A 13,163-nucleotide genomic window follows, 5' to 3' on the forward strand; every position below is an offset into this window, starting at 1 on the left:
GCCACCGGGGCACAGTCCTGCAACAGGTAGGCGATGCGTTCCGGCGGATACGCCGGATCGACCGGCACATAACCGGCGCCGGCCTTGAGGATCGCCAGCAGCGCGACCAGCATGTCCGGGCTGCGCCGGGCACACAGGGCGACCCGGTCATCGGGCTGCACGCCAAGGCCGATCAGGTGATGCGCCAGGCGATTGGCCCGCTGATTGAGTTCGCCATAGCTCACCTGCTGCGCACCTTGCACCGCCGCCAAGGCTTCGGGATGCGCGGCCGCCCGGGCCTCGAACAAACGCTGCACGGTTTGCGCCGGCGGGTATTGGCGACCGGTGATGTTAAACCCGACCAGAACCCGCTGGCGTTCGCTCGGCGACAGCACCGAGATCTGCTGCAGCGGCGTTGCTGGCGAGTGCTCCAGAGCGGTCAGCAAATTGTGCAGCGCGGTCTGCAAGTAATCGCAGACCCGCACACCATCCACTTGCGGCACTGCCTGCACGCTCAGGCGGAAACCTGTGCCGAGGTCGTCGACGCTGACCACCAGCGGATAGTTGCTGCGCTCGCGCGAGCTGAGAATCTCGATCCCGTCCCAGGTCACGCCTGCCGGCTCCGCCGCGCTGTGACGGTAGTTGAGCAAAGTGCTGAACAGCGGCAGCGAAGCCGACACACCGCTGCAACGCTGAGCCAGCGCCAGTGAGGCCTGCTCGTGCGCCAACAGTTGCGCCAGTCGCTCATGGGTGGCGCGCACGCCTTGCTGCACCGCCGTCGCGCCAGCGCTGACCCGCAGCGGCAAGGTGTTGATGAACATGCCGAGTGCGCGGTCGGCGCCTTCGCCGCCCTGCATGCGTCCGAGCAACACGGTGCCGAACACCACCTCTTCACGCCCCGAAACCTGCGCCAGCACCTGACCCCAGGCCTGGTGCACCAGGCTGGCCGCGCTGATGCCGAGCCGCCGCGCCTGCTCGCGCAAGCGTTCGGCCACGCCGGCGTCCAGCGTCTGCTCGCTGTCGACGATGCTGCTGCCGTCGCCATGCACGTCCTGCACACCGAAGGCCACGGTCGGCTCGTCGATGTCACCGAGCATGTCGCGGAAGAACGCTTCATGCGCTTCGGCATTGGCCTGCTGTTGCGCCTGCGCCACGTAGTTACGGTACTGCACCGGCGGCGGCAGATCGGCACCGCTCGGGTACAGGCTGTCGTTCATTTCCGCCAGCAGCACTTCCAGTGCGGTGTGGTCGAGCACGATGTGGTGCAGCAACAGGATGCCGACCCAGCGCTGCTGTTCACGGTCTTCGGTGTAGGCCAGACGCATCAGCGGTGCGCGGCGCAGGTCGAGGCGGTAGTGACGCGGATCGAAACGTGCCTGCATCTGCTCCAGCACATCGCCTTCCAGCAGGTCGGCGTCGATCCGCTCCAGTGCCAGCGGCGCTTCACGCCAGACCACTTGCACTGGCTCCTCAAGCCCTTCCCAGACCACGCTGGTGCGCAGAATGTCGTGGCGTTCGATCACCGCGTTGAGGGCGCGGACAAAAGCCTTGATCTGCGCCAGACCGGCGAAGGCGAATTGCGCCTGCAACACGTATGGATCCCCGGCACTGGTCGCCAGGTGGTGGTAGAGAATCCCCGCCTGCAACGGGGCGAGGCCATAGATGTCCTGCACATTGCCGACGCCGCCGGGCACTGTGGCGACCACGCGGTCGATGGCGGCCTGATCCAGCGAGGCCAGCGGCAGCATGTCCGGGGTGATCCGCGTGCAATCGGCGGCAATCTGATTGTCCGGCACTTTGAAGACGTGACTTTGACTCAAAGTCGCCGCCAGTGCCGCCACGCTCGGCTGGCCGAACAGCACGCGCACGTCGCAGTGCAAGTCGTGCTGACGCATGCGTTCGATCAATTTCACCGCCAGCAGCGAATGGCCGCCGAGTTCGAAGAAATTGTCGTGGCGCCCGACCTGCTCGACACCGAGCAGGGTCTGCCAGATGCCGGCGATCACGGTTTCGACTTCCCCCACTGGGGCTTCGAAACCACGACGGGCGAAGGCATCGCTGTCCGGTTGTGGCAAGGCTTTGCGATCAAGCTTGCCGTTGGTGGTCAGCGGCAACGCATCAAGGCGCACAAACGCGCTCGGCACCATGTAGTCGGCCAGCGTCAGCAGCAACGCGTCGCGCAATTGCGCGGCGCTCGGCTCAGTGTCTACGGCGGCCAGCCAGTAAGCGACCAGACGCTGATCACCGGGGCTGTCTTCGCGGGCGATCACCACCGCTTCGCGCACCCCGGCGCAGGCGGCGAGGCGAGCTTCGATTTCACCGAGTTCGATGCGGAAGCCACGGATCTTCACTTGATCGTCGTTGCGCCCGAGGTATTCGAGGCTGCCATCCGTGGTCCAGCGCGCCAGGTCACCGGTCTTGTACAGACGCGCCTCGGCACGGCCGCTGAACGGGTCGGCAATAAAACGCTCGGCGGTCATGGCTTCGCGGTTGAGGTAGCCGCGGGCAACCCCGGCACCGCCAACGTACAACTCGCCGATCACGCCGGCCGGCACCGGTTCGCGCTGCGCGTCGAGCACGTACAGTTGCAGGTCGGGAATGCCCACGCCGATCGGGCTGCGCCCCACCAGCAGCGCATCAGCTGCTTCCAGTGGCCGATAGGTCACGTGCACCGTGGTTTCGGTGATGCCGTACATGTTCACCAGCCGCGTACCGGCGTTGCCGACCCGCGCGTACCACGGTTTGAGCAGGCCCGGTTCCAGCGCTTCGCCGCCGAAAATCACCTCGCGCAACGAGTGCATCAACGGGCTGCGGCTCTGCGCGGCGATCAACTGGCGGAAGGCGCTAGGGGTCTGATTGAGCACGGTCACGCCAGTGCGACAGAGCAGCGCGTAGCAGTCGTCCGGCAAGCGGCTGACAGCTTGCGGCACCAGCAACAACTGGCCGCCAAACGCCAGCGCGCCCCAGATTTCCCACACCGAGAAGTCGAAAGCGAAGGAATGGAACAACGCCCACACGTCCTGCGGGTTGAAGTTGAACCAGTCGTGGGTCGCCGAAAACAGCCGCACCACGTTGCGATGCTCGACCATCACGCCCTTGGGCAGGCCCGTGGAGCCGGAGGTGTAGATCACGTAGGCGAGATGGCTTGGAGTCAGCTCGGGAATCTGCGGATTGCTGCTGAGTTCAGCCTGCAACTGCAGGCTGTCCAGATCGATGATAGGCACGTTAAGCGCGCCAACCCGGTCCAGCGTATCGGCCTGGGTCAGCACCGCCACCGGGGCGCTGTCCTCCAGGGTGTAAGCGATGCGCTCCAGCGGATACGCCGGGTCGATCGGCACGTAACCGGCGCCGGCCTTGAGGATACCGAGCAGGCCGATGAGCATTTGCGGGCCGCGCTCGACACAGATCGCCACGCGTTGATCCGGGCGAATCCCCTGTGCCAGCAGGTGATGGGCAAGCTGATTGGCGCGGCGATTGAGTTCGCCGTAGCTCAGCGTCTGCTCTTCGAACAGCAGCGCTGTGGCCTCGGGTCGCGCCGCCGCGTGGGCCTCGAACTGCTGATGAATCAGCGGCGTTTCCGGGAACTGCGGCAACGGCGAGTTGACCCCGTGCAGCAGGTATTCGCGCTCGGCCGCCGGCAGGATATTCAGGCGTTGCAGCGGTGCATCCGGGGTCGATTGCAAGGCCTGCAGCAGGCTATGCAACGCGGTGTGCAGATAAGCGGCGATGCGTTCGGCACCCAGCGCCGCATCGGCCAGCGCAGTGATGCGCAAGTCTTCGCCGAGGTCGTCGATGTTGATCGTCAGCGGGTAGTTCGTGCGTTCGCGGGCGCCCAGCACTTGCACGCCGGGGGCCAGTTCGCTGACCTCGGCGATCTCTTCACTGCTGCTGTGGCGATAGTTGAGGATCGCGCTGAACAATGGCGTCGGCACCGCCACTGCACTGCAACGCTGGGCCAGGGCCAGCGAGGTCTGCTCATGGCCGAGCAGCGCAGTCAGGCGTCGATGGGTGGCCAGCACCCCGGCACGCACGCCGTCCTGCCCGACATCCACCCGCAGCGGCAAAGTGTTGATGAACATCCCCAGCGCCTGTTCGCCACCCTCACCCGCCTCCATCCGCCCCAGCAGCACGGTGCCGAACACCACGGCGGTGCGGCCCGACAACTGGCCGAGCACCCGCGCAAGCGCCAGGTGCATCAGACTCGCGACACTGACCCCGAGCTGGCGCGCCTGGCCGCGCAGTTGCCGGCTGAAATCGGTGTCGAGCATCAGCACGGCTTCTTCGATGTCCTGGCCGTCGCCCTGCACATCCTGCAGACCACAGGGCAAGGTCGGCTCGTCGATATCGGCGAGCATCTCGCGGAAAAACCCTTCGTGAACCTGCTCGTCCAGACGCAGGCGGGCCTTGGCCAGGTGATCGCGGTACGGCACCGGCGGCCCGACCTGCGCAGTCTGGCCAAGCAGATGCGCGCGGGTTTCGCGGCGCACCACATCGAGTGCCACGTGGTCCATGATCAGGTGATGGAACAGCAACAGCGCAACCACGCGCCCATTGGCCGGGTCCATGGCGTAGACCAGACGCAGCAGCGGCGCCTGCTGGATATCGAGGCGGAAGAACCGTGGGTCGTGGCGCTCCAGCAGTTGCGTCAGCACATCCGCGCCCGGCGCGAGGGCGATTTCCTCGCAGTGCAGACGAGCCTGCCGCTGCACCACTTGCAGGGGTTCGTCCAGGCGTTCCCAGACGAACGAAGTGCGCAGAATGTCGTGGCGTTCGATCATCCATTGCAGCGCCTCGGCGAAGGCCTCCAGCCGTTCGCGGCTGTCGAAGGCGAATCGCGCTTGCGACACGTAGGGGTCACCGGCGGGCGCCGACAGGTGCAGATAGAGCATGCCTTCCTGCAGCGGCGCCAGCGGGTAAATGTCCTGCAGGTTGGCGGCGCCGCCGGGCACATTGGCCACTAGCCGGTCGATGGTCGACTGATCCAGCGTCACCAGCGGCAGCATGTCCGGGGTGATGCGAAACGCCGGGCTCAGCCAGTCGCCACCGTTTTGCGCGACCAGTTCCAGCAGTTGCGCCTTGTGTTCGCTGAGGCTGTCCCACAACGCATCGTCCAGCGCGTCGTCGCTGCCCAGAATGACCAGGTCTTCATCTTCCTGTTGAAGGCGGATCGCATGGGTGGAAAGAACAGCCATCAGTTCGCTGAAATGCATGGGATAACCTGCTGTAAATACGAGAAAAAGGAGCGCGCAGCGGCGAGTCCGTGCCTGCTGCGCGCAGCCTGGAAAAGCTAAAACATCGGGGCTTGCGGGGCTGACATGGGAAGCGGGGACAAGCCGCCGGCTCGGGCGCCGCAATCCCCCTGTAGGAGCTGCCGCAGGCTGCGATCTTTTGATCTTGCTGTTAAAAGCCAAATCAAAAGATCGCAGCCTTCGGCAGCTCCTACAGGGTGCGGCGTCAGAGCCGGCGTTTGCGGTTGAGGCTCGGGATGGTGGTTTGCGGGATGAACACTTGCTGCGCCTCGGGCGTGGTGCTGAGCGCCAGCGCCGCCAGCGTCGGCTGGCTGAACAGCGCTCGGGCGTCGGTGTGCAGGCCGCTCTGGCGCATGCGCGCCACCAGACTCACCGCCAGCAACGAATGCCCGCCGAGTTCGAAGAAGTTGTCGTGACGACCGACCTGTTCGACGCCAAGCACCTCGCTCCAGATTTTCGCCAGCGTGGTTTCGACTTCACCCTCGGGCGCCACGTATGGGCGATTGATGACTGCATCTGCCCCCGGTTCCGGCAGGGCTTTGCGGTCGATCTTGTCGTTTGGCGTCAGCGGCAAGGCATCGAGCCACACGAACGCGCCCGGCACCATGTACTCCGGCAAACGCTCCAGCACGTGGGCGCGCAAGGTCTCAAGACTTGGTGCGTCAATGCCGGCGCGCAGGGTGTACCAGGCCACCAGACGCTCATCACGGACCATCACCACCGCTTGGCGAATCGCCGGATGCTCGATCAACCGTGCCTCGATTTCCCCCGGCTCCAGACGCAGGCCACGCAGCTTGATCTGGAAGTCGTTGCGGCCAAGGAATTCCAGCTCGCCATGGTTGTTGTAACGCGCCAGATCTCCTGTGCGGTACAGGCGATCACCCGCAACAAACAGGCTGTCGATGAAGCGTTCGGCCTGCATTTCCGGCAAACCGTGATAACCACGTGCCACGCCGACGCCGCCGATATGCAACTCACCACTGACGCCTTGCGGCACCGGTTGACCATACGCATCGAGCACGTACAAACGGGTGTTGCTCAACGCCTTGCCGATCGGCACCACGTTGTCCGGCACCGGCATGTGCGGTTCCAGCGTCCAGCCCGTGCTGTCCACCGTGGTTTCAGTCGGGCCGTAAACGTTGTGCAACCGCACCCACGGCAGGCGATCGCGCACTTGGCGGGCCAGCGCTGCACTGAGTTCGCCGCCACCGTTAAGCACATCGGTCAGGCTGGTGCATTGCTCGACACCGTCCTGCTCGATGAACTGCTGCAACAGCGCCGGGACGAACTTGACCACCGTCACCTGATGCTCGCGAATGGTCTGCACCACATACGCCGAATCGCGGTTGCCGTCCGGTCGCGCCAATACCAGGCGCATCCCGGAACACAGCGGCCAGAAGATCTCCCACACCGAGCTGTCGAAGCTGAACGGCGCTTTTTGCAGCAGCGCGCCGTGCTCGGTTGGCGGAGAAATGACCGAACCCCAGTGCACCATGTTGCAGGCGCTGCGATGCTCGATCATCACGCCTTTCGGCAGCCCCGTAGAGCCCGAGGTGTAGATCATGTAAGCGAGGTTCGAAGCACTCAGGCCCGGCACCTGCAGATTGTCTGACGGCTGCTGCTCCCAACTGTCGTGATTAAGATTGATCGTCGTCACACCCGGCTCGCCGAGCAATTGCCGCGTGGCACCATGCACCAACAGTGCGACCGGCGCGCTGTCCTGCAACATGTAGTTCAGGCGCTCCAGCGGATAGTCCGGGTCCAGCGGCACGTAGGCGCCGCCAGCCTTGAGAATGCCGAGCAAACCAACGATCAGATCCAGCCCGCGCTCGACGCAGATCGCCACCCGCGAGTCCGGTTGCACGCCAAGTTCACGCAGATGATGGGCCAGGCGATTGGCGCGCTGATTGAGCTCAAGGTAAGTCAGGGTTCCCTGCGCGGATTGCAGCGCAATGGCCTCCGGCTTGCGCCGCACCTGTGCTTCGAACAACCTGTGCAACGGCTGGTCCAGCGGACAATCGACGTCGGTGGCGTTGAAGGTGATCAGCAAGCGCTGCAACTCTTCGGGCTGCAGGATCGGCAAGCGGTTCAACGGCTGTTGCGGGGTCTGCTCCAAGGCCTGCAGCAAACCGTGCAACGCGGCTTGCATGTAGCCGCAAATCCGCTGCGCGCCGATCTGTGCGACGGTTCTGCCGGTGAGGCGCAAGCCGTTGCCAAAGTCGTCCACGCTCATGGTCAGCGGGTAATTGGTGCGCTCCTCGTTGGCCAGGGTTTCGATGCCTTGCCAAGCCTGACTGGATGGCTCCAGCAGTTCGGATTCGTCACTGTGCCGGTAGTTGAGCAGCGCGCTAAACAACGGTGACGGCGACGCCACCCCGCTGCAGCGCTGAGCCAGTGCCAGCGACGCGTGCTCATGGCCGAGCAGCGCGGTCAGTCGCGCATGGGTGGCGCGCACGGCGTCGAGCACCCCGGCATCGACATCGATGCGCAGCGGCAAGCTGTTGATGAACACGCCCAAGGCCCGGTCGGCGCCCTCGCCGCCCTGCATGCGCCCCATCAGCACGGTGCCGAATACGACGCGCTGCTGGCCGGACGTCGCCGCCAGCACCCGCGCCCACGCCAGATGAATCAGGCTCGCCACGCTGACCCCGGCCTGTCGCGCCTGGGTGCGCAAACGCTGATAGACGTCAGCCGGCAGCACCTGCTGCGCTTCGTCGATGCCGCGCCCGTCGCCCTGCACTTCCTGCAGGCCGAATGGCAGGGTCGGCTCGTCGATGTCCGCCAGTTGCGCGCGGAAAAACGCCTCGTGTTCCTGCTCGCTGACGCCCAGCCGCGTCTGCGCCACGTAATTGCGATACGGCACCGGTGGCGCCAACGCCACGTCCTGCCCCGACAAACTGGCCTGCATTTCGCTGCGCATCACTTCAAGGGCGATGTGATCCATGGCCAGGTGATGGAACAGCAGAATCCCCACCACCCGATCCAGCGCCGGATCACGGGCATACACCAGGCGCATCAGCGGCGCCTGACTGACGTCGAGGCGATAACGCCGGGCGTTGAAGCGCTGGTGCAACTGCTCGATGATCGGGCCGTTGGCCGGGTCCAGTTCGACCTCCTGCAACGGCAGAATCGCCTCGCGCCACACCACCTGCACCGGGGTGGTCAGACCTTCCCAGAGCACCGCGGTGCGCAGAATGTCGTGCCGCGCCATGACCTCGCGCAGTGCCACGGCGAAAGCCTCGACGCGCTCAAGACTGTCGAACGCCAGTTGCGATTGCAGCAGATACGGATCGCCCTGCTCTGCGGTGATGTGGTGGTAGAGAATGCCTTCCTGCAGCGGTGCCAACGGATAGACGTCCTGCACGTTGGCCGCCCCGCCCGGTACCGTGGCGACGATCCGCTCGATGTCCTTCTGCTGCAGTTGCACCAGCGGCAGCATCTCTGGCGTGAGGTGGGTGCAATCGGCGGCGATGCGGTTGGCCGGCACTTCGATCTCTCGACCGCTGCCGACCGAAGCCGCCAGCGCTGCAAGCGTTGGCTGACTGAACAGCACGCGCACGTCGCTGCTCAGATCGAGCTGACGCATGCGTTCGATCAGAATCACCGCCAGCAGCGAATGCCCGCCCAGCTCGAAGAAATGATCGTGGCGCCCGACCCGCTCGACTTGCAGGACTTCGGCCCAGATCTGTGCCAGGGCGACTTCGACCTCACCCTGCGGCGCCTCGTATTCGCGGCGGATCAGATCGTCCGGCCCGGGCGCCGGCAGTGCCTTGCGATCGACCTTGCCGTTGGCGGTCAGCGGCAGCGCCGTAAGACGCACGTAGGCGCTCGGCAGCATGGCGCTGCTCAGGCGGTTTTTCAGTTGCGCGTGCAGCTCATTGATGTCCAGCGGCGCCTGCTCGGTGAACCACGCCAGCAATTGCCCGTCGCGCACCAGCACCACCGCTTCGCGCACCGCTGGATGGCTGGCGAGTGCGCTCTCGATCTCGCCCGGTTCGATGCGGATGCCACGGATTTTCACCTGATCATCGTTGCGCCCCAGATACTCCAGATTGCCGTCGGCGCGCCACCGTGCAAGGTCGCCGGTGCGGTACATGCGCGCGCCCGGTGCAGTGCTGAACGGATCGCGCAGGAAGCGCTCGGCGTCAAGCTCTGCGCGGTTCAGGTAACCGCGCGCCACCCCGGCCCCGCCGACGTACAATTCGCCCGTCACGCCCGGCGGCACCGGTTGCTGCTGCTCGTCGAGCAGATACACCGTGGCGTTGCTCACCGGTTTGCCGATGTGCAGTGGCTGCCCGGCGTCGATGCGTCCGGAGGTTGCCACCACGGTGGCTTCGGTCGGCCCGTAGTTGTTGATCACTTCAAACGAGGGCTGACGCGGGAACTGGCGCAGGCGATCGCCACCAATCAGCAGCGTGCGCAAGGTCGGGTGATCGAGCTGGCGGCTGAACGCGTATTCGGCGATCGGCGTCGGCAAAAAGCTCACGTCCAGCGGCTGCGCACGCCACCAGTCGAGCAGCGCATCGATGTCTTCGCTGCCCTCGCTGACCGGGGCCAGGTGCAGGGTCGCGCCCACACACAGCGCCGGCCAGACTTCCCAGGCCATCGCGTCGAAACCGAAGCCGGCCAGGCTCGAGGTCTGGCTTCCGGCGTGCAGGTCGAAAACGTCAGCGTGCCAATCGACCAGATTGCACAGGGTGCGGTGCTCGACCATGACCCCCTTGGGCAGCCCGGTCGAACCGGAGGTGTAAATCACATAAGCGAGGTTGGCCGGGGTCAGCCCCGGCACCTTCGGCGTGCCGATATTGGCGGCGGACCAGGTCGGGCGATCCAGCTCGATCACCGGCACCGACAACGCCGGCAAATGCCCGCGCAGCGCACGCTGGGTCAGCACCGCGATGGGCGCGCTGTCCTCCAGCAGGTAGCTCAGGCGCTCGGCCGGATGCGCCGGATCCAGCGGTACATACGCGGCGCCAGCCTTGAGGATCGCCAACAGCCCGACCAGTGTGTCGAGCCCGCGTCGGGCGACGATCGCCACCCGGTCATCCGGGCGCACGCCGAGATCGAGCAGATGATGAGCCAGCGCGTTGGCGCGTTGATTGAGTTCGGCATAGGTCAGGTTTTGCCCCTGATCAACCGCCGCCAGCGCCTGCGGCCGCAGCGTCGCCTGCGCTTCGATACGTTGCTGAAGGGTCGTCGGCGCCGGGTAGTCCACCCGCGTGGCATTCCACTGTTGCAGCCGCGCGGTTTCTTCCGGCGTGCTCAGCTCGAAATCCGCCACCGCCAAACTCACCGCTTCCAGCCCCTGCTCCAGAATCAGCAACCAGCGTTCAGCCAGGGCCTCGACTTCGTCGGCACTGAAATACGCCTCGCTGTAGATCAGGTACAGCCGCGCGTCGTCATTGGCCAGATTGCTCAGCAAATGCACTGCCAACGGTGTGGCCTCTTCGCCGTTCGAGGCCTTGATGATCCGTCCCGAGGCCTCGCCGTAGCGATAATCGTGAGTGCCCTGCTCGTAGGATACCGTGACCTCGAACAGCTGCGAGCGCTCCTCGCGCAGCAGGCCGAGGGCGCGATTCATCTCACTCACGGGAAAACGCTGATGGCGAAAGTCCTGGCGCAGTTCATCGCGAATCGCCCGGACCAGTTCAGCGAACGTGCAGTGGCGACCGAAGCCCATGCGCACCGCACTGACCTGGGCGAACAGCCCGAGGGTGGATTTGAAGCGCGCCCCGGAGCGGTTGAGAATCGGCAGCCCCACCACCCATTCGTCACGTTGCGCGGTGCGGCTGAAGTAGACATGCAGCGCCGCCAGCAACACATGGAACGCCGAGGCGCCAAACTCCCGAGCTACCTGTTGCATGCGCTCGTGCAGCAGCGCCGGCAAGGGCTGCGCGTAGACCTGCGTCTGCGCGGACTGGCCGGCCAGGCTCTGCTGATACCGCGGCAGCAGCAGCGGCTCGGGCAATTGTCGGTACTTGTCCAGCCAGTAGGCGCGATCCTGCGCATAACGGCGCGACGCGTGATAGCGCGCATTGTCCTCGATGAAGTCGATGTACGACGGCGCCGCGACCGGTGTCGGTTGGCCGTGCGCCAGCGCGTTGTAGATCTCGTCCAGTGACTTGAACATTTCGCCGAAGCCCCAGCCATCGACGATCAAGTGATGAGCCTGCACGGACAGCCAGTGTCGCTGCTCATCGAGACGGATCAACAGAAAACGCAACAGGCAGCCGCCGTCCAGTACAAAGGGCTGATCGATGCGCGCCTGCACCAGTGCCCGCGCCGCCGATTCCGGGTCGCTCTGCGCTGACACATCGTCGATCGGCATCGGTACCGGCAATGACCGGGCGAACTGCTGCAACGGCAAGCCATCGGCGCCGGCGCCCGGCAGCAGAATCGTGCGCAGCGCGTCATGCCGGGCCACCAGCAGCTCCAGCGCAGCCTGCATTCGCGCCGGATCCAGCGGGCCATTGAGATCCAGGTATCCGCCGATGTTGTACAGCGGCGAATCCCCGCGACTCAGCTGGTCCAGCCAGATATCCAGCTGCGCAGCGGTCAGCGGATACGTCTGGAACGAAGCGGACGGCGTGGCTACCGCAGGGGCAGAAATAGGCGGCATAAGATCCTTCTCATGTGATTTTGCGCCTATTCAAGCATCGGCCCCAATGCCGACATGACACGTAAAACCCGGACAACCCCGCCCCCGGCGCTGGCCTGTCAGCACTTGTTGACCCTGATTGGCTGGGAACTGGCTAAAAGTTCGGAGAGGAAATACTGAAAATCTTGTAGGAAAAATGCCACACACCAGCGCTGCCATTGACCTGCGTAATAACTCCAAAAAAAACAACAGCCCCGGTTTTCAGGGTCTTGCCGTGACCAAACAGTCACACGATGCGCGACACCTGTAGCAAAAGGCGTCAGAAGCCCGGCGCCAAGTTTCAGAAATGATGGCACTTTGTGTCCCTGTTTTCCCTTACAGACGTAGGACAAATCCATAGGCTTAAATCCCGCCCCAGATCAGTTTCAAGGAGAAACGATTGCGTGGGCGGCTTTTGCATAAACAGCGGACGACTCGGTGATGACTCGGAACCAGGGATGACAAGGATATGAATCTGACCGGCAGCATTCGCAACATGGAAAACCCGCACTTCTACTGGCAACTGGGGGAATTGATTGCCAGCACCGGCGACGATCATTTCGCCAGCAATATGTTCCAGCTGGTCGACACCCTGGTGCCGGTCAATCGCGTCGATCTCAGTGAGTGGACGTTGGACGAGCGTCAGGCCAGCGTGGTCGAGATCAAGGCGCTGGGCAGCGCCGGACTGCCGCAGACCTTTCCGCCACCGGACCCGTTGAAGAGTCCTGACGATCATCCGTTGTTGCAGAAGATGATCGAGATGAATGATTCCCTGCTGATTCAACTCAAAGCGTCGCTCCAGCCGCAACATCCGCAGCACAGCGTGCACCAGTGCAATCTGGTGTCCCGCACCTCTAATCGCCGCTGTGTCATCTCGTTCTACCGACCGCATACGCAACGGGTGTTTTCCTTGCCGGAGCTGTCGTTTCTGAAAAGCCTGTCCGACACCCTGTTGCCGCTGATTGAACGGCACGCGCAGCTCAGTCGGCAGATCATCGCCAAACAACCGCGCCTGCCCTTGGCCGATCTGGAGCAGGCGCCGTTGCAGCAGGTGTTCGACGAACGTCTGGCGCTGGGCGGCATCGTGCTGTCGGCGCGGGAAAAGGAAGTCTGCCTGGGTCTGCTGACCGGCGGTACCGTGCCGCAACTGGCCGAGAAGCTGCGGGTCAAGAGCAGTTCGGTCGAGACCTACCTCAAACGGGCGACCGCCAAACTGGGGGTCAGCGGACGGCATGGCCTGGCGCGCTGGATGGCCGGGGCGTAATCGCGCGGTCGTGGTGCAACGGTATTCGATGATG

The 13,163-nt window shown here is 64.5% G+C and carries 3 protein-coding genes (1 of these 3 only partly in view); 1 reads left to right on the plus strand and 2 read right to left on the minus strand.

Annotated features, from left to right (window positions below; all coding sequences use genetic code 11):
* A protein-coding gene (locus ABV589_RS02835) for an amino acid adenylation domain-containing protein (protein WP_367084771.1) crosses the window boundary here: on the minus strand, positions 1-5,189 show its start. Its footprint begins 7,831 nt before the window's first position; only the first 5,189 of its 13,020 coding nucleotides appear in the window; it begins with the start codon at positions 5,187-5,189; the stop codon falls past the left edge of the window.
* A 244-nt stretch (positions 5,190-5,433) separates the two neighbouring features.
* Positions 5,434-11,847 carry an amino acid adenylation domain-containing protein gene (locus ABV589_RS02840; protein WP_367084772.1) on the minus strand — a complete coding sequence of 2,138 codons (6,414 nt, stop codon included), beginning with the start codon at positions 11,845-11,847 and terminating at the stop codon, positions 5,434-5,436.
* A 487-nt stretch (positions 11,848-12,334) separates the two neighbouring features.
* Here ABV589_RS02840 and ABV589_RS02845 point away from each other — a divergent pair, with 487 nt between their 5' ends.
* Positions 12,335-13,129, plus strand: a complete 795-nt coding sequence (locus ABV589_RS02845; protein ID WP_367084773.1) for a helix-turn-helix transcriptional regulator — start codon at positions 12,335-12,337, stop codon at positions 13,127-13,129.
* Positions 13,130-13,163 lie beyond the last annotated feature (34 nt).

It is taken from the genome of Pseudomonas sp. HOU2 (assembly GCF_040729435.1).
In the GTDB taxonomy this organism is placed as follows: domain Bacteria; phylum Pseudomonadota; class Gammaproteobacteria; order Pseudomonadales; family Pseudomonadaceae; genus Aquipseudomonas.